This window comes from Haloarcula pelagica, assembly GCF_030127105.1.
Lineage (GTDB): Archaea > Halobacteriota > Halobacteria > Halobacteriales > Haloarculaceae > Haloarcula > Haloarcula pelagica.
Genome location: NZ_CP126161.1, coordinates 338,780 through 357,086 on the forward strand (window position 1 = coordinate 338,780; position 18,307 = coordinate 357,086).

19 protein-coding genes are annotated in these 18,307 nt (G+C 67.0%); 11 read left to right on the top strand and 8 right to left on the bottom strand.

All coding sequences use genetic code 11. The annotated features are described in order from the left end of the window. Positions 1-10: 10 nt before the first annotated feature. The 4 genes from P1L40_RS01865 to sucC all read right to left on the bottom strand — a co-directional run bounded on the left by P1L40_RS01865 (position 11) and on the right by sucC (position 3,468). Positions 11-244 (bottom strand): HVO_2901 family zinc finger protein, encoded by a 234-nt coding sequence (locus P1L40_RS01865; RefSeq protein ID WP_284009616.1) that lies wholly within the window; start codon positions 242-244, stop codon positions 11-13. 132 nt (positions 245-376) lie between these two features. Then, positions 377-1,360, bottom strand: coding sequence for an ATP-binding protein (locus P1L40_RS01870; protein ID WP_284009617.1), 984 nt, complete (start codon positions 1,358-1,360; stop codon positions 377-379). A 90-nt stretch (positions 1,361-1,450) separates the two neighbouring features. Continuing rightward, positions 1,451-2,323 carry a succinate--CoA ligase subunit alpha gene (gene sucD / locus P1L40_RS01875; RefSeq protein WP_284009618.1) on the bottom strand — a complete coding sequence of 291 codons (873 nt, stop codon included), beginning with the start codon at positions 2,321-2,323 and terminating at the stop codon, positions 1,451-1,453. Next, positions 2,320-3,468 (bottom strand): ADP-forming succinate--CoA ligase subunit beta, encoded by a 1,149-nt coding sequence (gene sucC, locus P1L40_RS01880; RefSeq protein ID WP_284009619.1) that lies wholly within the window; start codon positions 3,466-3,468, stop codon positions 2,320-2,322. The genes sucD and sucC overlap by 4 nt, the downstream gene beginning before the upstream one ends. A 128-nt stretch (positions 3,469-3,596) precedes the next feature. Between sucC and P1L40_RS01885 the strand changes: the two genes are divergently transcribed. Next, positions 3,597-4,856, top strand: a complete 1,260-nt coding sequence (locus P1L40_RS01885; protein ID WP_284009620.1) for a glycosyltransferase family 87 protein — start codon at positions 3,597-3,599, stop codon at positions 4,854-4,856. A gap of 7 nt (positions 4,857-4,863) precedes the next feature. Here P1L40_RS01885 and P1L40_RS01890 read toward each other — a convergent pair whose 3' ends face one another. Continuing rightward, positions 4,864-5,142, bottom strand: a complete 279-nt coding sequence (locus P1L40_RS01890) for a hypothetical protein (RefSeq protein ID WP_284009621.1) — start codon at positions 5,140-5,142, stop codon at positions 4,864-4,866. Between the two features lie 169 nt (positions 5,143-5,311). Here P1L40_RS01890 and P1L40_RS01895 point away from each other — a divergent pair, with 169 nt between their 5' ends. Beyond that, complete coding sequence (locus P1L40_RS01895) at positions 5,312-5,419, top strand: rubrerythrin-like domain-containing protein (RefSeq protein ID WP_284009622.1); 108 nt, start codon at positions 5,312-5,314, stop codon at positions 5,417-5,419. Between the two features lie 7 nt (positions 5,420-5,426). After that, entirely contained in the window at positions 5,427-5,537 is a 111-nt protein-coding gene (locus P1L40_RS23470) for a DUF1272 domain-containing protein (protein ID WP_379775727.1), read from the top strand. 26 nt (positions 5,538-5,563) lie between these two features. Here the strand turns inward: P1L40_RS23470 and P1L40_RS01900 are convergent, their stop codons facing one another. Continuing rightward, positions 5,564-5,857: a hypothetical protein gene (locus tag P1L40_RS01900; RefSeq protein WP_284009623.1), complete on the bottom strand. Its 294-nt coding sequence runs from the start codon at positions 5,855-5,857 to the stop codon at positions 5,564-5,566. A gap of 90 nt (positions 5,858-5,947) precedes the next feature. Between P1L40_RS01900 and P1L40_RS01905 the strand changes: the two genes are divergently transcribed. Then, positions 5,948-6,727, top strand: coding sequence for an NAD-dependent protein deacylase (locus P1L40_RS01905; protein WP_284009624.1), 780 nt, complete (start codon positions 5,948-5,950; stop codon positions 6,725-6,727). On the opposite strand, the gene P1L40_RS01910 is transcribed toward P1L40_RS01905, so the two are convergent. Next, positions 6,724-7,146: a DUF5793 family protein gene (locus tag P1L40_RS01910; protein WP_284009625.1), complete on the bottom strand. Its 423-nt coding sequence runs from the start codon at positions 7,144-7,146 to the stop codon at positions 6,724-6,726. The genes P1L40_RS01905 and P1L40_RS01910 overlap by 4 nt on opposite strands. A gap of 146 nt (positions 7,147-7,292) precedes the next feature. Between P1L40_RS01910 and P1L40_RS01915 the strand changes: the two genes are divergently transcribed. From P1L40_RS01915 to P1L40_RS01945, 7 genes are all read left to right on the top strand, one after another. Further along, positions 7,293-7,793, top strand: coding sequence for a DUF7549 family protein (locus P1L40_RS01915; RefSeq protein ID WP_284009626.1), 501 nt, complete (start codon positions 7,293-7,295; stop codon positions 7,791-7,793). 95 nt (positions 7,794-7,888) lie between these two features. Next, positions 7,889-9,511: a type II/IV secretion system ATPase subunit gene (locus P1L40_RS01920; RefSeq protein WP_284009627.1), complete on the top strand. Its 1,623-nt coding sequence runs from the start codon at positions 7,889-7,891 to the stop codon at positions 9,509-9,511. A gap of 1 nt (position 9,512) precedes the next feature. Next, positions 9,513-11,975, top strand: a complete 2,463-nt coding sequence (locus P1L40_RS01925) for a type II secretion system F family protein (protein WP_284009628.1) — start codon at positions 9,513-9,515, stop codon at positions 11,973-11,975. A gap of 38 nt (positions 11,976-12,013) precedes the next feature. Next, entirely contained in the window at positions 12,014-13,672 is a 1,659-nt protein-coding gene (gene ligA / locus P1L40_RS01930; protein ID WP_284009629.1) for an ATP-dependent DNA ligase LigA, read from the top strand. Between the two features lie 46 nt (positions 13,673-13,718). Beyond that, positions 13,719-14,465 (top strand): MBL fold metallo-hydrolase, encoded by a 747-nt coding sequence (locus P1L40_RS01935; protein WP_284009630.1) that lies wholly within the window; start codon positions 13,719-13,721, stop codon positions 14,463-14,465. A gap of 82 nt (positions 14,466-14,547) precedes the next feature. Then, a complete protein-coding gene (locus tag P1L40_RS01940; RefSeq protein ID WP_284009631.1) occupies positions 14,548-15,003 on the top strand; it encodes a DUF7992 family protein in 456 nt (151 codons plus the stop codon). A 116-nt stretch (positions 15,004-15,119) separates the two neighbouring features. Beyond that, positions 15,120-15,299 carry an HEWD family protein gene (locus tag P1L40_RS01945; RefSeq protein WP_284009632.1) on the top strand — a complete coding sequence of 60 codons (180 nt, stop codon included), beginning with the start codon at positions 15,120-15,122 and terminating at the stop codon, positions 15,297-15,299. 80 nt (positions 15,300-15,379) lie between these two features. Here the strand turns inward: P1L40_RS01945 and P1L40_RS01950 are convergent, their stop codons facing one another. Then, positions 15,380-18,283: an oligosaccharyl transferase, archaeosortase A system-associated gene (locus P1L40_RS01950; protein ID WP_284009633.1), complete on the bottom strand. Its 2,904-nt coding sequence runs from the start codon at positions 18,281-18,283 to the stop codon at positions 15,380-15,382. Positions 18,284-18,307 lie beyond the last annotated feature (24 nt).

Genomic DNA, 18,307 nt, shown 5'->3' on the forward strand with positions numbered 1-18,307 from the left:
ACGGCGCCGGTCAGTTGGTGATCCGCGCGTCGGAGACGTTGTGGATGTCCTCGCCGATCCCGGTGCCGTCACAGTCCTCGTTCGGGCATCGATAGTGCCAGCCGTCCTCTGTAGCGGCCCGCTCCGAGAACCGGTCGCCACACTCGTCACAGTACAGCTGCCCGTCCGAGCATACGTCGAGGTGGAGTTCGAGTTCGAGCTCTGTGCTGAACGCTCGTTTGCAGTTCCGGCAGGTATGGGGCATAGTCGAGAGTACCTATGCCTCTGTAATAACTACACCGGAATGTTCACGTCACCCGTTCGCCAGGGGTGAGAACGTCAGGTTTTCGGCCGACCCGGTTGCCGTCTGTCAACTCTCTCGGTCGGTTCGGTCGGCTTACTGGCGCACTCGTCGCGTCCGAACGTCGATCCGTGCACCGCCCGTCTCGCTCTCGACGGCGTCGACCGTCCAGCCGTGGGCGTCGGCGATCCGTTTGACCACGTACAGCCCGTACCCTTCTCCCTCACGGGTAGTCCCGTAGCCGCCCTCGAACACCCGCTGTCGGTCGTCGTCCGGGATCCCCTCGCCGTCGTCGGCCACGTAGAACCCGTCGGCCGTCTCGCCGACCTCGACGGCGACGGCGTCCCCGCCGTGTGTGACGGCGTTCTCGAAGAGCCGCTCGAACAGCTCGCGGAGCCGCCCGTCCTCGGCGGGCACGTCGCCGGTCGCCGTCACCGAAAGCGTCGCGTCCGGGACGTTCATCCGGCCCCACACGTCGGTCGCAACCGCCTCGATGGAGGTCGGCTCGGGGTCGACGACCGGCCGCGACAGCTTCCCGACCGTCGAGAGGTCGTCCAGAAGCGTCCCCACACGGCTCAGCGAGCGGTCGATCGCGTCCTCGTGTGTCGAGTCGACATCGAGCAGTTCCAGTCGACCGGTGACGACGTTCAACGGGTTCTTGGCGTCGTGTGAGAGCCCGCTTCCGAACTCGGCGTACTCGGCGGCCTGCGCGTAGGGGTCCAACATCGGCCTGGCCGCGTAGCCCCGGACACGGGCGGCCAGCGAGGGGCCATCCGTCCAGGGGAGATAGTCCGTGACGCCGGCGGTGACTGCCGCTTCGATCCGGTCGGGAGTGGGGTCGATTCCGACCAGGAGGACCGGGACGGACGACTTCGCCCGGGCCGACAGGAACAACTCGACACCGTCGCGGTCGGGTGGGTCGTCGTGAACGATCACGACATCACCGTCACCCGATCCCAGTCGGTCCGCGAGCGCGTCGCCGTCGACCCCCTCGACCGCGACACCGTCGGCGGCGTCCAGCGCCGACCACACAGTCCCACCCTCGTCGTCCACTACGAGACACACCACCGTATCGGCCATGCTCTCGACCTACGAAAACAGGGGATAAGAAACCGTCGGCAGTATCGGGAATCCGAGGGTGAGCGGGGCGCTCGCTCTCGGAGCGGACCGTTACAGCAGGTCTTCGACGTGGTCCGCGACCTCTTCCGGCGTGTCGCCCACCGGCACACCGTTGTTCTCTAGAGCGTTGATCTTGGACTCTGCGGTCCCGGTGCCGCTCCCGGAGACGATGGCGCCGGCGTGGCCCATACGCTTGCCCGGCGGGGCCGTCCGGCCGGCGATGAAGCCCACGACCGGCGTGTCCATGTGCTCGCCGATGAAGCGGGCGGCCTCTTCCTCGTCCTCGCCGCCGATCTCGCCGCACATCGCGACGGCGTGGGTGTCGGGGTCGGCCTCGAACAGTTCCAGGGCGTCGACGAAGTCGGTCCCGATGATCGGGTCCCCGCCGATGCCGATGGCGGTCGTCTGGCCGATCCCGCGCTGGGTGAGGTTGTCGACGACCTGGTAGGTCAGGGTCCCCGAGCGGGACACCAGGCCGACGTTGCCAGACGAGAAGATGTTGCCCGGCAGGATGCCGAGTTTGGCGACGCCGGGCGTGATGACGCCGGGGCAGTTCGGTCCGACCAGGTGGGTGTCGGTCTCCTGGAGTTTGCGGTAGACGCGGCTCATGTCCTGGGTCGGGACACCCTCGGTGATCGCGACCACCAGATCGAGTCCGTCGGCGTCCAGCGCCTCGAAACAGGCGTCGGCGGCGAACGCCGGCGGGACGAACACCACGGAGGCGTTGGCGTCTTCCTCGCGGGCGGCCTGCTGGACCGTGTCGTACACCGGAACACCGGCGACTTCCTGGCCGCCGCGGCCCGGCACCGCGCCGGCGACGACGTTGGTGCCGTACTCCAGCATCTGCTCGGTGTGGAACTTCCCTTCGCCGCCGGTGATACCCTGCACGACAACGCGCGTATCCTCGTCTACAAGAACACTCATGCTTCCACCTCCTTCGCGTACTCGACCGCACGCTGGACGGCGTCCTCCAGCGTGTGCTCGACGGTCACGAGTTCTTCGTTCAGAATCTCCATCCCCTCCTCGGCGTTGGTCCCGGCCAGCCGGACCGTCACCGGCTTGGGAATCTCGTCGAACTGTTCGAGGGCCTGGTTGATCCCCTGTGCGACCTCGTCACCGCGGGTGATGCCGCCGAAGATGTTGAACACGACCGAATCGACGTTGTCGTCGGAGAACACCATATCGAGCGCGTTGGCGATCCGCTGGGCCTTCGCGCCGCCCCCAACGTCGAGGAAGTTGGCGGGTTCGCCGCCGTAGTAGTCGACCAGATCCAGCGTCGTCATCACGAGCCCGGCGCCGTTGCCGATGATCCCGACGTTGCCCGAGAGGCGGACGTAGTCGAAGCCGTACTCGTCGGCCTTCTGTTCGAGTTCGTCGCCCTCGCTTGCCTCTTCGGCCATCTCGGACAGTTCCGGCTGGCGGAACAGGGCGTCGTCGTCGATGTTCATGACGGCGTCGGCCGCCACGACCTCGTCGTCGCTCGTGATCATCAGGGGGTTGACCTCCACGTCGCTGCCGTCGCGGTCGTCCCAGAGCTGGTACAGCGTCGTCAGCACCGACGCCACGTCGTTTGCCACGTCGCGGTCGACGCCGGCCTCGTAGACGACTTTCCGGGCCTGGAAGGGATGCATCCCGAACGCGGGGTCGATGTGCTCGCGGGCGATGGCGTCGGGGTCTTCCTCGGCGACCTCCTCGATGTTGACGCCACCCTTTGTCGAGACCATGGCGACGGGCTCGCCCTCGCCGCGGTCCATCGTCACGCCGACGTACAGCTCGTTGACGAAGTCGACCGCCTCCTCGACCAGCACCGTCGAGACGTGGTAGCCCTTGAGGTCCATCCCGATGATATCCTCGGCGGCCTCGCGGGCCTCCTCCGTGTTCTCGACGAGCTTGATGCCGCCGGCCTTCCCGCGGCCACCGACGTGTACCTGTGCCTTGATCGCGACCGGGTAGCCGATCTCTTCGGCCGCGTCGACGGCCTCGTCCACCGTTTCGGCCAACTGCGAAGCGGGTGTGGGGACTCCCGCGTCGGCGAAGACTTGCTTCGCCTGATATTCGTGCAAGCGCATGTCATACGGAAGGGCGAGCGGTGACGGTTTAAATCCGTCTTTCTCCGACGGCCGTTGGCCCACCCGGCGGGAAACTGGCTGTCAGAAGACATTTACATCCCCACCGAGAGTCAGCGATTACCGAACAGATGTCCACTGCCGCCCGACTGTGGTCGCTCCGGCGGCGGCGGCCGGTGTTTGTCGTCGTCGTCGCGATCACTGCCCTCTCGCTGTTCGTCTATCCCCTCGTCGACTGGTGGCTCCGATCGATCGAAGTCGCGCCGAAGTTCGTCTACTGGGACTTCGGTGCTTTCAGCGGCGCCGTCGACCGCTGGGAGGCCGGGAAGTCGCTGTACGTGCAAAACGAGGACGGCGGCTACCACGGCTCGTACCTCTATCCGCCACTGGTCGTGGTGCTGTTCGTCCCGTTCACGGAACTGGGCGCCGAAGCCGCGACGGCCTGGAACATCGCCAGTGTCGCCTTCCTCTGGTTCTCGTTGCAGGCGCTCGTCACCGGGCTGGGCTACCGGCTCCGGTGGTGGGAGTCGAGCCTCATGCTCCCCCTGCTCGTCGGGTTCCAGCCGCTGCTCATCTCGCTGAAACTCGGCCAGATGGCGCCGTTTATGGCCGGACTGCTCACGCTCTCGGCCGCCGTGATGGTCCAGTCGGACGGCCGGCTGAAACAGGGCGTCAGTGGCGCAGCGACGGCGGTCGTCGGCCTCGTGAAGTTCGCGTACGCACCGGTCGGCGCCCACCTGCTCCGCAGTCGGACACGCCTTCTCGGGGCCGTCACAGCGGGCGTCGTCTTCGTCGGAGCGTCGGTCCTGCTCGTCGGCGTCGAGGCCCACCGGACGTACATCGACGTGCTCGCCTGGGGAGTCGGTCAGGGCGGCGGCACTCGCCCGCCGACACTGTGGTTGCCGCCGTACTATCGCCCGATTCACTGGCTCCCGGGCGCCCAGGCACTGCGGCTCCTCGGGAGTTTCGCGATCATCGCGGTCGCCGGCCTGACCGACTGGGGCTCGGACAGGACCCTGTTCGCGCTGGGTGTGAGCGCGTTCGCGCTGTTGACGCCGCTGCCCTACACCTACTACTTCGTGGCGCTGTTGCCAGCGGTCGTCCTGCTCGTCGACGAGGAGCTAACCGCGGACGGCTATCCGGCGCTGCCGGTGCTGGGACTGCTCTGTGTCCACCTGCACGCGTACGGGCTGAACTTCCTCGCGAACCATCTGCCGTCGATGCTCCCGCCGGTGCAGGTGCTCCGGCCGTACTTCGTCCTCCAGCCGGGCCTGTGGGGGACGCTCCTGCTCGTCGGAACGGCGACACTCCAGGTCGCCCGTGACGCGGAGCGTCCCGACGCGCTTCGGACCGGCGCCGAGGAGCCGGAGTCGGCTTCGACCGACGACTGAGACGGCGTCACGCGGACGGCACGTCGGCCTCGCCAGAGCGGGCGCGGGCTCGCTGGACGAGCGTCCCGACGGCGAAGAGGCCCTGGTGCAACACCGCTCCGAGCACGACGGCACCGAGCGTGCTGGCGGCGACGAGCCACGGTGGGGCGCCCTCGAACACGAGGACCGCCAGGACCATCACACCGGCGAGGGCACCGTTGCGGAGCGCACACCGTAGTTCCGACCGGAGCAGGTCCGGAAGCCTCGTCTCGACCACGTCGTCCTCGACGAGTCGGTCGTAGCACATACCTCCCCTGCGGACTGGACCCTGTTAAATCGTCACCCCGACTGGACGATCGTCAACTAGAATGACATTATCATAGTTAGTGTATATTACGTGTTTTAGGGCCGACTTCACACATACCGACTGCGTAGATGCATTTATGCGACCAAACGAAGCTTCCGAATCCGCAGAAGTGTACGAATGTTTCGAGTGTGGGTCGCGGACGAAGGCGCCCAGTGCCCGCGTCTGTCCCGACTGTGGCGGGACGCTCCAGAACCTCGGCCGGGGCCGTGACCTCTGAGCGTGTGATGATCGAGTACGAGTGCCAGCGCTGTCAGGAGCAGGTGACCGGGAGCCCGCTCCGACACACGTGTCCGCACTGCGGCGGCTCACTCGTGTCGAGACACCAGTCGGACTAGTCGGTCGCCCGCGTCTCCCAGCCGGCTCAGAACAGCGAGCCGAGCCGGTCGAACAGCGACGACGTGTCGGTGTACGGCGAGGGACGGGAGACGACCTGGCCGGGTAGTTTCAGCAGCGGTTCCCGGGTTTCATCGCTCGTTTCGTACTCGACGACGGCGGCGACGAGGTTCCCGACGGCCTCGCGTTCGACGGTCCCGACGCCGGAGCAGTCAGTCACCGGGTCCTCCGCGATCCACATCCTGTCGGCGTCGAGTCGTCCCGGGGGCCGGCGGCGCTCGACGATCGCTCGGTCGACGATCTCGTCCGGGCTCGAATCCATACCCGTCGTACGGTCGACACGGTAATAGTCGTGGGGCCGCCGGACAGGCGAGCCACAACAGCCACCAGGCTCGGGCGCCTCGGTTCAGACATGCCCACCGACCGAACCGAGACAGCGGCTGTCGCCGAGTCGGAGCTGGACGCGCTCGCTGACCACATCCGGAGCGCGTCCTCGACCGTCACGCTGACCGGTGCCGGCGTCTCGACGGCGTCGGGGATCCCGTCGTTCCGGGGCGAGGACGGGCTCTGGGACCGATTCGATCCGATGGCCTTCCACCGGCGGCGGTTCGACGCCGACCCCGAGGGGTTCTGGCGGGACCGCGTCTCGCTGCGCGAGGCGATCGACGGCGACCGCGACCCCGAACCGAACGCCGCACACCGGGCGCTCGTCGACCTGGAAGCCGCCGGCCACCTCGACGCCGTGGTCACGCAGAACGTCGACGGCCTCCACGGCGACGCGGGTAGCGAGCGAGTCCTCGAACTGCACGGCACCAACCGCCGGGTGGTCTGTGACGACTGCGGCGAGCGGGCCGACGCGACGCCCGTCTTCGAGCGAGCAGCGACGGACGAGGTGCCCCCTCGCTGTCCGTGTGGCGGTGTCTACAAGCCCGACGTGGTCCTCTTCGGCGAGTCGTTGCCCGAGGAGACGCTGTCGGAGGCACAGCGGCTCACTCGGGAGTGTGACCTGTTGCTCGCGGTCGGTTCGTCGCTCTCGGTCAGGCCGGCCTCGCTGCTGCCGAAACTGGCGGTCGACGCGGGCGGGCGGCTGGTCGTGCTCAACTTCGACCCGACCGAACGGGACGAACTGGCTGACCTGGCCGTCAGAAGCGACGTGACGGCGGTCCTCCCGGCCGTCGTCGACCGGCTCTAGAGTTCGACGCCGCCGGGGATCAGACTCCGCTGGCGGAGGAGGCTCCCGTCGGCATCGTAGACCAGGAGCGTCCGTTTCTCGTAGACGCGGGACTTGCCGGTGCTGTCGGTCAGCCTGACCTCGTAGCGGCCGTCGTCACGGTCTTCTGCCGCGTCGACCAGGGAATCGACGAGCTCCATGGTGACGTTCGCTTCGAGGACGTACTCGCCGGTCAGTCGGTTCGTCAGCGAGAGGACCCCGTTCGGGGCGTCGGGCTGTCGGCGGAAGGTCACGTCGATCTCGCTGGCGTCGAGTACGTCGTCGGCTGTCGTGAGGCGCTCTTGAAGCTCGCCGTCGGGGCCGTCGTAGTCGATTCGTACGGTCGGCGTACCGTCGGGGGACTCGCTCTCGATGTCGACGGTGAAGTAGTCGCGCCTCATCTCGGTACGGTACGCTTTGGCGTGTGGCGCAATGAACGTAACGGCGCCGGAGGCCGAACCGGGCCGGAGTATAGAGCGCCCCGCAGCGACGGCGGCCACTCCCGGACCGGTAGCTTTTCTTCGGCGCCCGTCGCCTCTGGAGGTAGATGGTGTGGGTCAAATCAGAGTACGCTGGCGAACTCGCGGTGCTTTCGACGTGGTTGGTCGGGCTGGCGCCGTGGTCGATCTCGACGTTCTCCGTCTCGGGGTTGACCGTCGCCGCGTTCCGGTTTCTCCCCTTTCGCGTCCAGTACATCTTCGGTGGGACCGTTCCCGGTGAGCGCCCGTTTCTCTGGGTCTGGAACGTTGGAGCGTTCCAGGAGTCTGCCGAGCTGACACTCGCCGGCCAGTTCGGGACCGCCGCGTTCGTCTGCTACCTGTTCCCGTTCTGGCTCAGCCTCTACTACTACTACGAGGAAGAGCGAGTCACGGCACTGTTGCCGGTCGACCCCGTCGGGCTGTTCGCCGGCCTGCTGGGACTGGTCGGGCTCCTCTCGCTGGCCGCGAGCGTCCTCTTCGTCCGCTATTTCGCGGGCACGACGATCCCTGTCGGCTCCGTCCTGGCGCTCGTGCTCGCGTTCCTGCTGGCGACAGTGGACCGAACCTGACCGGTCGTTCTCAGCGATTGTTACTGGCGGAGCGAATTTAAGTAGGTGGCTCCGCAACGACAGACAAGCGACGGCAGTCCACGTCGACTCTCTCTATGTCCAACCCAGAGACACCCGACGCAGGCGACGACGTTCGGAATCCGCTGGGCCGGATCCGGGCCTGGCTCTCCCAGACGGCGACGCTGCTGGGAGGCGGCGCGATCCCCGAGTCCAAATACGATCCGAGCCGACACCAGCCCCTCGTCGAGTTCGACGGCCTCGACGGCTACGAGGAGATCGATCGCTACTGGCTCAACACCCCGTTCGCGTTCGTCTCGATCAACCGCGACCACGAGCGGGACGAACACCGGTACCACGTCGTCGAACCACAGCTCGACGAGGTCGAGGAAGAGCTACTCGATCGGCTGTTCGAGGACATCCGCGGCCCGCTCATCTACCGGGATGTCGTCGACGACGACCCGGAAGTCGCGCTCCACGAGGAGCTGCGCGCCCGCCTGGAGGAGTACGGAGTCGTCGTCGAGCCCGAGACGTACTACCGGCTGTTCTACTACCTGTATCGGTCGTTCCAGGGGTACGGGCACATCGACCCCCTGATGCACGATCCGAACATCGAAGATATCTCCTGTGACGGGGCGAGCCTGCCGATCTTCGCCTACCACGACGAGTACACCGACATCGAGACGAACATCGTCTTCGAAGAGGAGGAGCTGAACAACTTCGTCATCCAGCTCGCACAGCGGTCCGGGCGACACGTCTCGGTCGCCGATCCCGTCGTCTCGACGACACTCCCGGACGGCTCGCGGATCGAACTGGCGCTCGGCGAGGAGGTGACCCCGCGGGGCTCGGCGTTTACGATCCGGAAGTACGCCGACGAGCCGTTCACGCCGATCGACCTGCTGGAGTACGGGACCTTCTCACTGGAGATGCTCGCCTATCTCTGGCTCGCGATCGAGTCCAACCGCTCGCTCATCTTCGCCGGCGGGACCGCCGCTGGCAAGACCACCTCGATGAACGCCGTCTCGATGTTCATCCCGCCCCGCTCGAAGGTGCTGACCATCGAGGATACCCGCGAGCTATCGCTGTACCACGACAACTGGCTCTCCTCGGTGACCCGCGAACGGCTGGACGATTCAGACATCACGATGTACGATCTGCTGCGGTCCGCGCTGCGCCACCGGCCCGAGTACATCATCGTCGGCGAGGTCCGGGGCGAGGAGGCGATCACGCTGTTCCAGGCGATGAACACCGGCCACACCACGTTCTCGACGATGCACGCCGACTCCGTCCAGACGGTGATAAATCGCTTAGAGAACGAGCCGATCAACGTCCCGCGGCCGATGGTCCAGAGCCTCGATATCCTCTGTGTCCAGGTGCTGACCCGCTCGGGCGACGAGCGTGTCCGTCGGGCGAAGACCCTGGCCGAGATTGAGGGGATCGACCAGCGGACGGGGGAACTGGACTACTCGAACACCTACGCCTGGGAGGCGACCGAGGACCGGTTCCGCGAGAACAACAGCGAACTGCTCGACGAGATCCGGAACGAGCGCGGGTGGAGTCAGTCACAGCTCCTGCGGGAACTGAACAACCGTCAGCAGTTCCTCCAGTACCTCCAGGACGAGGGGATCAGGGACTACCGTCGGTTCACCGCGATGGTCAACAAGTACTACGCCGACTCAGAGGCCGTCATGGAACGCATCCAGTCGGCGGCGACGGTCTGATATGGCGCTGAACCCGCTCGGGGCACTGAACCCGCTCGGTCTCGCGCCGCTTGCTGGCCTCGTCCTGATCGTCGGAGTCGTCGTACTCAGCACCGTCAACGAGTCCGTCGACCGGCGGATGACGCGGTACGCCCGGCGCGTGTTCGGTCGGTACGTCTCCGAGTCGAACGAACGCAAACGCCAACTGGAGGCGGCCTACATCGGCCAGAGCTACCGCAGTTACGCCGCCCGGACGCTGCTGTTTACGGGACTGAGCGCGATCGGCGGCGCGCTGGCGGGCGCGTATCTGTTCGGCGGACTCCTACTGGCGATCCCGACGATCGTCGACCTCGCGATGGGGTTGCCACGGACGATGGTCAACGCGCTGGGTATCCGCGGGTTCGAACTCGTCTTACGGCCCCAGCAGACCCTCGCCGTCCTCGTCGCTGGGGGGGTCGTCTCCGGGCTCGCGGCCGCGAGCATCACGTACACGATGCGCTGGGAGCTCCCCAAAAGCGACGCGGAGGTCCGAAAGCGCAGCATCGACGAGGGGATGGCCCGGACCATCGCGTTCATGTATGCCCTCTCCCGCGGCGGAATGTCGTTCCCCGAAGTGATGGACGTGCTGGCCCGGAACGAGGAGATCTACGGCGAAGCCGCCCGGGAGGTCGGCGTCGCCGTCCGCCAGATGGACCTGTTCGGTCGGGACATGATCACCGCGCTCCGTCACGTCTCCCACCGGACGCCCAGCGAGACGTTCAAGACGTTCTCCGAGAACCTCTCCAGCGTCCTCCAGAGCGGGCAGTCGCTGTCGTCGTTCCTCCACGACCAACACGAGCGCCACCACGAGGAGGCCGCCGAGCGCCAGGCGGAACTGCTTGAACGCCTGGCGACGATCGCCGAGGCGTACGTCACGCTGTTCGTGGCGGCCGTCCTCTTTCTCATCACGATCCTGCTGGTGTTCGGGCTCACGACGACGGACACGCTCTGGATCCTCCAGCTGCTGGCGTACCTGGTGATCCCGCTGGCCAACGCCGGCTTCATGGTGTATCTCGCCCAGAAGCTCGAAGCCCTGGGGATCGGCGGGACAGGGTCCAGCAGCGTCCTCGACCGGTATCAGACGGCGACGTTCGGGAAGCCCTCGACGACCGCCGCGCGGTCGAAACTCACCGACGGCGGCGTGACCGCTTCGGTGAACGACAATCTAGAGCGGCTCCGGACCTACGATCGGTTCAAGTCGATCAAACGGATGGTTCGCTCGCCCGTCGAATCCCTGCTGTGGAACCCAGACCGCGTGCTGTATCTCGCCGTCCCGATTGCCGTCGTCATGTTCGCCGTCAGGGTCCCGGCCGCGTTCCAGACCACCGCCGTGAACATCAGGCTGCTCGACGATCTGGTCATCCAGTCGCTGTTGCTCGTGTTCGGCTCTTTCGCCCTCGTCCGGTACAGTTACACGCGCCGGATCCAGCGCATCGAGGACGCGACTCCGGAGTTGCTCGAACGGCTGGCGAGCCTCAACGAGGCCGGGATGACCGTCGTCGAGAGCCTCCGCCGGCTCCGGGGCAGTGACATCGGCGTCCTCACCCCGGAGGTCGAGCGCATCTGGGCCGACATCAAGATGGGGGCCAACGTCGACGACGCGCTGGTCCGGTTCGGGCGGCGCATCCGGACGACCGCCATCACCCGCGTCGTGACGCTGCTGACCAACGCGATGCACTCCTCCGGCCAACTGGGACCGGTGCTCCGGATCGCGTCCAAGCAGGCCCGTGCCGACACCCGGCTCCGGAAGCGGCGCCGCCAGCAGATGTTCACCTACCTCGTCGTCATCTACATCTCCTTTCTCGTCTTCCTGGTCATCATCGTCGCCGTTCAGGAGGTGCTGGTCCCGGCCCTGCCCTCGAACATCGCCACGCCGGATTCGAGCCGGCTGGGTGTCAACGCCGACCAGTTCGCCCGCTTTGGCCGGGTCGACAAGGCCGCCTACACCCTCGTCTTCTTCCACACGGCGATCATCCAGGCCGTCCTGACCGGGTTCATCGGCGGCCAACTCGGCGAGGGGACGCTGAAAGACGGGGCCAAACACGCGGCGATCCTCCTGGGCGTCGCCTACGTCGCCTTCCTGCTGTTGTCCTCGCCGGTCGCGTCGCTGACCGTCGACCAGCCGACGGCGACCGGGGGTGAACTGACCGTCGACTCGGTGTCGCTGTCCTCGGGTGGGTTCGTCGTCGTCCACGCGCTGGAGGCCGACGGGGAAGTCATCGGTACCTCCCGGTACCTCGAAGCGGGGACCCACAAGGATGTCTCGATCCAGTTGTCTCGGACACCGGGCGCGAACAGGGACGTTGTGCTCGTCCCGCACCGGGATACGAACGGCAACGAACGCTTGGACTACCCCTTCGACGGGCCGCCGGGCGACACCGACGCGCCGTATCCGGCCGCGGGTCAGGGCGAGTTCGTCACGGTGACGGTCCAGTTGGAGTCGTGACGCTGGGTTTAGGACGACCCGCGTGGTAGCGTCGGTCGATGGAGTTCGCCACGTTCGCCGAGCGCGCCGCCGCCATCGAAGCCGAGTCCGCAGACACCGAGATCGTCGCCGCCGTCGCGGACCTCTTTGCGGTCGCCGGCGAGGACCTCGGGACGGTCGCGCGGTTCGTCCAGGGTCGTGTCTTCCCGGCCCACGAGTCCCGAACGCTCGATATCGGCCCGCGGCTCTGCTACGAGGCGATCGCTCGGGCGGCGGGCCGGAACGTCGACGCGGACGCCGTCGAACGGCGGCTTGCCGACCGGGGCGAGATCGGCGCCGTCGCCGCGAGCTACGACTTCGGTGGCCAGCAGGGACTCGGCGCGTTCGCGGGCGGCGGCCCCGACGGCGTGACGGTCGCCGAGGTCGCCGACCGACTCGCCGAACTCGCGGCCGCCGACGGCGACGGAAGCCAGGCGACGAAAGTCGACACCCTCTTCGGGCTGTTCAACCGCTGCAGTCCCCAGGAGGCTCGTTTTCTGGCGCGGCTCGTCCTCGAAGAGATGCGGATCGGCGTCGGCGAGGGAACCGTCAGGGACGCCACGGCCGCCGCGTTCGATGTCCCGGTCGAAGCGGTCGAACGCGCGCTCCAGGTCTCGAACGACTGTGGCCGCGTCGCGGTCGTCGCCCGCGAACAGGGTGAATCGGGACTCGACGGGATCGCGCTCGCCGTCGGCCGGCCGGTCAAGGCGATGCTCGCACAGGCCGGGACCGTGACCGACGCGCTGGCCGACTGGGACCGAGCCGCCGTCGAATGGAAGTACGACGGGGCGCGGGTCCAGGTCCACTACGACGGGGCGGACGTGCGGCTGTTCTCGCGGAACATGGAGGACGTGACCGACCCGCTGCCGGAAGTCGTCGAGACGATCGAGACGGCGCTGGACCGGCCGGCGATCCTCGACGGCGAGGTCGTTGCGGTCGACGACGACGGCGATCCGCTCCCCTTCCAGGAGGTGCTCCGGCGGTTCCGCCGGAAACACGACGTGGCACGGGCCCGCGAGGCGGTGGCGGTCAGGTTCCACGCGTTCGACTGCCTCCACGTCGACGGCGAGGACTTGCTCGATACGCCGCTCGAACAGCGGCGTGAGCGGCTCGACGGCCTGGTCCCGGCCGACAGCGACGTGGTCTCGGCGTACTGGCAGACCGACGACCCCGACCGGATCGCCGAGATCGAGCGGGCGGCCCTCGACGCCGGCCACGAGGGGATCATGCTCAAAGACCCCGAATCGACGTACACTCCCGGCAAGCGTGGAAAGAACTGGCGCAAGCGCAAACCCGACGTTGAGACGCTCGACTGCGTGGTCACCGGCGCCGAGTGGGGCGAGGGCCGGCGTGCGAACGTTCTCGGGACGTTCGAGTTGTCGGTCCGGAGCGACGAGGGGTACGCGACCGTCGGAAACGTCGCGACGGGCGTCACCGACGCCGAACTCGAATCGCTGACCGAACGGATCGAACCCCTGGTCACGGCCGAGGACGGCCAGTCGGTGACGGTGTCACCGGAAGTCGTCTTCGAGGTCGGCTACGAGGAGATCCAGCCCTCGACGACCTACGAGTCGGGCTACGCACTGCGGTTCCCGCGGTTTCTGGCGGTACGGGACGACACCGGTCCGGCGGGAGCCGACTCGCTTTCGCGCGTCGAACGCCTCGCGGCGTCGCAGTGAGTGCGGGACCGACACGCGTATGACGCCGGTGGCAGTACCGGGACGTATGACAGTCCGACACGACGGGCTCACCGCCGAGTGGCTCGGCTACGCGACGCTACGCGTAGAAGGGGACGACACGGTCGTCTACCTCGATCCGGGGCGGTACGGCGTCCTGACCGGCGAGTGGGAACCAGACACCCCCGGCGTCGGCCATCCGCCCGCCCGGGACTACCGACCGGAAGACGGTGACATCGTCTGTGTGACACACGTCCATCACTACGACCCCGACGGCATCCGTCGGGTCGCCAGCGAGGACGCGACCGTCGTCGCCTTCGAGGGGATCAACGTCCACCAGTCCGATCGGGACCTCGACCGACTGGCGGACCTGCCCTACGACGTACGCACCGTCTCGATGGAGGCCGATATTCTGGTCGACGACGTACCGATCTGGACGATGCCGGCGTACAACCACGAGGACGGCCCGAACACCGACGCCGACGGGACCCCGATCCATCCGAAAGGGATCGGCTGTGGCTTCCTGCTGTCGGTCGACGGCACGCGGGTGTTCTGGCCCGGCGACTCCGACGTGTTAGAGGGCCACGCGGAACTGGATGTCTCGCTGTTCGTCCCCTCGATTGCACAGAGTTACACGATGGACCGCCACGCTGCGGCCGACCTCGCCGAGGACCTCGATCCCGACCTCGTGCTCCCGATCCACTACAACACGTTCGGGAATCTGGAAGCCGACTCCGGCGCGTTCGCACAGGACGTTGCGAAACGCGGCGTGCCGGTCGTCCTCGACGAGCGGTGACCGGTCGGCCCGCTCCCGGACCACCCCGCCCGGACGACCGCCCGGAGCGGTGATTTATCCCGGTCGCCCGCGAAAGCCGGGTATGGCACTGGACGTAGCGACGCCGGCCCCGCCGGCGCTCAGCCCGGTCGCCGGGACCGACGAGTACGACGACGTATCGGTCGAGGGCGACGACTACCGCCGCGACGAACTGGCGACGGCGCTCGACGAGGGCGCCTGGGCCCAGGCGTTCGAGGAGTGGGCCGCCGAGACGGGGCTGGACGCCGAGGCGTGGGCCATCGTCCGCGATCTGGAACTGGTCGCGGAGTTCGACTTCTTCTGGGACTCTTTCGCCGGCCGTGTCGGCTACCACGCCCCCGGACTCCCGGAGAACTGGCGCGAGCGGGACCTCCACCCCGATCTGGACTCCTGGGAGACGGTCTCTGGGATCAACGCCGCGCTGACGGAACTGGGACAGACCGTCTGTGACGTGTTGGCCGACGACTACCTCGACTGGGAGGCCGAGGACGTGGCCGCCGACGACCTGCCAGACTTCTGAGCGGCCCGGTGTCAGGGCCACCCGAACACCATTTTCCCTCAGCGTGGCCGACGCGGCGGTCGTTCACACGGCCCGTGACCGGCACGCTGATAGTCGCCGCTGTATTGCCACCGTGTATGGTAGATATCGAGCCACCACGCGAACGGACGTGTGAACGGTGTGGACGACGCGACATCTGGGACGACGAGCTCGTCAGCTGGACCATCGCGAACGACGACGGCGAGAAACTGGCCGGAAACCCCTACTGTCTCCACGAGTGGGACATCAACGGCACGTTTAACCCGCTAACGAGCTGATCGGGCGGCCGGTCTTTTTCGGGCGGTCGACAGCGCGGTGTCGACGAGTCGCAACCGGGCGAAAAAGCGGTCAGTCCCGTTCAGCTATCGGCCGGCACTGCGGCGGGCGAGAGTGAGCCGGTACTGACGGTCTGTGAGGTCTGTGGGCCGGTGAGTTCGACCGTCGAGGCCGTCTCGTTCTCGCCGATTACCTGTCCTTCGGTGACCTGGGTCGTTCCCGAAACCGGCGTGAGGCTACGGTTCTGGACCGTGATCGCACGGAACCGGTACGGCCCGTCCGCGCGGACACTAACGTTCGTGTGCCCCTCGGCGGGGCCGTACTCGTCGTAGCCGGTCGTCGAGTACGGGACCGTCGTCTCGAAGTTCCCGCTGTCGTCGGTCTGGACCGTCTGCCGGTAGGTGAACGTCTCGTTGGTCTGAGTGTTGCGCATCGGGACAGCGACCTGGACGGTCGTGTTGGCCGGACCGGAGCCTTCGATGGTCGCTCCGGGGACGCGCTCGAAGATCTTCGTCCACGTCGGCGAGTTCCGGTGCATCACGTTGGCGACCTGATCGGGCGTACAGTAGTTCGTCCCGCTGATCGGCGCGGAGGTCTGGTTGGCCCCACAGGTGCCGTTGACCGGCCGTGCGGGCAGTCCGAGCCCCTGTGCTTCGGTGAGGGTCGCCCGGTTGTGCTCCGAGGACTCGTAGGCCGTGCGGTTACTGGACCCGACGTAGCGGTAGTGTTCCAGCGCCGAGACACGCTCGCCCGGCACCATCCCGACACCGCCGACCTGTGCGGTCCCGTCCTGCTGGACGTAGTCCCGTGCGGCGCTCATGTTGGGGAACGTCCGGAGCGGCGTCTCGGCGGGTATCCGGCGGGCCTGGCCGTTCACCGTCGACGCCTCCCAGTCGACGACGATCGGCTGAGGGCTGACCGCGCTGCCGTGGAACTCGTAGAGCCGGACGACCGTGCTGTTGTAGTAGTCCTGGGTCCGGTAGTTGAAGAAGTAGTTCCCGCTCTCGGCCACGATCGGCCGGTAGTAGTCGCTCTGGTTGGAGTCCTCGTCGAACTGCGGCGGCGCGAAGAACTTCCCGCCGTAGCCACGACCGGCCTTGACCTGGGTCATCTTCCAGTCGACGGCGACGTACTGCGTGCGAGCGTCGTCCTCGTCGTACGTTTCGAGGACATCGTTTGCCTCGCTCTCGTTCTGTGCGAGCAGGAAGTTCGCGGCCACGTCGGTCCCCTGCTGGAACGGGTTGGCGTTCGGGATCCGCTCGGCGCGGGTCGTGATCCAGTGCCCGTAGTCCCACCACGAGAGGACGCCGTAGTCACCGGTCTGGTAGTCGAAGTCCTCGCGGTTCTTGTAGGTGCCGTAGTAGTCGAGCGACTGCTCGCCCCCGCTGTCGTAGGTGCCGACGGCAGGGGTGTTACCCTCCATCCACTGGAGGCTGTCGTCCCAGTTCTCGATGCCCTGGCCCGGGCCGGCAGTGCCGCCGTAGTCCATCGGCGTCGGCGCGACGACGAGCAACGGGGCGACGACGACCACGAGCAGGGAGACGACCGTCAACACCTCGTAGGGCGCGATGTCGCCGTCACCCGAGAGATCGACCCAGCTGACCAGCCGGCCGATGAGCAGTCCGGTGATCGCGGCGATCGGGAACACCAGGTAGTAGTCGAACCGGCCCTGCGTGAACGTCGCGGCAAGCAGGAAGACGCCCCAGACCGCGACCAGCAGTTCCTCGCCGTCGGGGTCGCTCGCGAGGAACTGCTCGGCGACGATCGCGATGACACCGATCGCCGCGATGAAGACCGTCAGCCCGTACCGCGGATAGAGGCTAGCGGGATCGAGCGGCTGTGCCTCGCCGACGGTGCCCGCGGTCGGGCTGACCGAGAACCCGATGACACGCAGGATGTTGTCGACGAGGAAGTTGAACAGGCCCGGCGTCGCGACGGACGCGATACCGGCGATGACGCCGATGATGCCGAAGACGGTCACCGGGTAGAGGGTCGCGTCGAGGGACTCCCGCTCGAAGTAGCGAGCGAGCCACGCCATGAACGCACAGCCACCGGCGACCGCGAAGGCGAGCGCCGGCTGAAGCAGCGAGTGACGGGTCGCGTTGACCGTCAGCGTGTCCATACTGGCGAGCGTGAGCACCCCAGTCGTCGCGAGCGCGATCGTGCCGACGATCGCGGTGTGTTCCGGGCTCTGGCCGCGGACGAACTCGATGATGAGACGCAGGAGGAAGAAGGTCCCCAGAATACCGACGATGAGGACGCCGGGCGGCCAGGTCCAGAGATAGGTCGCGATCGCGAATCCGGTGAGCACCGACCAGAGGACCGTCGAGCGGAGGGCGTCGATGTCGCGGTCGGCGAACTGCTCGAACACCGGCTTGTCACGGTCGGCGGCACTGATCGCGACCATCATCCCGAGGACGGCGATCGTCTGGAGGAACGCCTCGGCGACGTGGTGGTCGAAGGTGCCAACGAGACTCCGGCCGAGGAACGCACCGGCGGAGAGCGCCAGGACGAGGGCGGCTGTCACACCGCCCAGCCGGCCGGCCAGGCGCCGTCCCATCACGTACATCGGGATCATCGCGAGCGTCCCGATGACTGCTGGGAAGAACAGCGCCACCATCGCGATGGTGTTCTCGCTGGGCGAGCCCAGGCCGACGATCAGTGCGATCGTCGCGGCCACCTGATCGAACAGCGTGCCGAACTGCCCCGGTGACGCGCCGATCGGGAAGCGAGTCCAGGGATCGAACGGCATCGTCGCCGGCCAGTTCTGGACCGTATACACCGTCGACCGGTAGTGGTACCAGGGGTCGTTGCCCGAGAACAGCACTTCGCCGTCGACGATGAAGTTCTGCCAGCTACGCACACGATTCCACAGCATGAACCCGAAAAGCGCCAAGAGGACAGGGACGTGGTACCACCGCTCGACCTTGTCCAGGGCAGCCTCGAGTTCGGGGTTATCCTCGAATTGGCCCCGCCATTGACTCATTGGACGGAAAGACTGGCATGGCGC

Bases quoted from the DNA above. Each gene is read 5' to 3' on its own strand.
- sucC (WP_284009619.1), bottom strand. From the start codon at position 3,468: ATGCGCTTGCACGAATATCAGGCGAAGCAAGTCTTCGCCGACGCGGGA.
- sucD (WP_284009618.1), bottom strand. From the start codon at position 2,323: ATGAGTGTTCTTGTAGACGAGGATACGCGCGTTGTCGTGCAGGGTATC.
- P1L40_RS01940 (WP_284009631.1), top strand. From the start codon at position 14,548: ATGGCACTGGACGTAGCGACGCCGGCCCCGCCGGCGCTCAGCCCGGTC.
- P1L40_RS01865 (WP_284009616.1), bottom strand. From the start codon at position 244: ATGCCCCATACCTGCCGGAACTGCAAACGAGCGTTCAGCACAGAGCTC.
- P1L40_RS01905 (WP_284009624.1), top strand. From the start codon at position 5,948: ATGCCCACCGACCGAACCGAGACAGCGGCTGTCGCCGAGTCGGAGCTG.
- P1L40_RS23470 (WP_379775727.1), top strand. From the start codon at position 5,427: ATGATCGAGTACGAGTGCCAGCGCTGTCAGGAGCAGGTGACCGGGAGC.
- P1L40_RS01915 (WP_284009626.1), top strand. From the start codon at position 7,293: ATGGTGTGGGTCAAATCAGAGTACGCTGGCGAACTCGCGGTGCTTTCG.
- P1L40_RS01885 (WP_284009620.1), top strand. From the start codon at position 3,597: ATGTCCACTGCCGCCCGACTGTGGTCGCTCCGGCGGCGGCGGCCGGTG.
- P1L40_RS01900 (WP_284009623.1), bottom strand. From the start codon at position 5,857: ATGGATTCGAGCCCGGACGAGATCGTCGACCGAGCGATCGTCGAGCGC.
- P1L40_RS01890 (WP_284009621.1), bottom strand. From the start codon at position 5,142: ATGTGCTACGACCGACTCGTCGAGGACGACGTGGTCGAGACGAGGCTT.
- P1L40_RS01950 (WP_284009633.1), bottom strand. From the start codon at position 18,283: ATGAGTCAATGGCGGGGCCAATTCGAGGATAACCCCGAACTCGAGGCT.
- P1L40_RS01935 (WP_284009630.1), top strand. From the start codon at position 13,719: ATGACAGTCCGACACGACGGGCTCACCGCCGAGTGGCTCGGCTACGCG.
- P1L40_RS01910 (WP_284009625.1), bottom strand. From the start codon at position 7,146: ATGAGGCGCGACTACTTCACCGTCGACATCGAGAGCGAGTCCCCCGAC.
- P1L40_RS01925 (WP_284009628.1), top strand. From the start codon at position 9,513: ATGGCGCTGAACCCGCTCGGGGCACTGAACCCGCTCGGTCTCGCGCCG.
- P1L40_RS01920 (WP_284009627.1), top strand. From the start codon at position 7,889: ATGTCCAACCCAGAGACACCCGACGCAGGCGACGACGTTCGGAATCCG.
- P1L40_RS01945 (WP_284009632.1), top strand. From the start codon at position 15,120: ATGGTAGATATCGAGCCACCACGCGAACGGACGTGTGAACGGTGTGGA.
- ligA (WP_284009629.1), top strand. From the start codon at position 12,014: ATGGAGTTCGCCACGTTCGCCGAGCGCGCCGCCGCCATCGAAGCCGAG.
- P1L40_RS01870 (WP_284009617.1), bottom strand. From the start codon at position 1,360: ATGGCCGATACGGTGGTGTGTCTCGTAGTGGACGACGAGGGTGGGACT.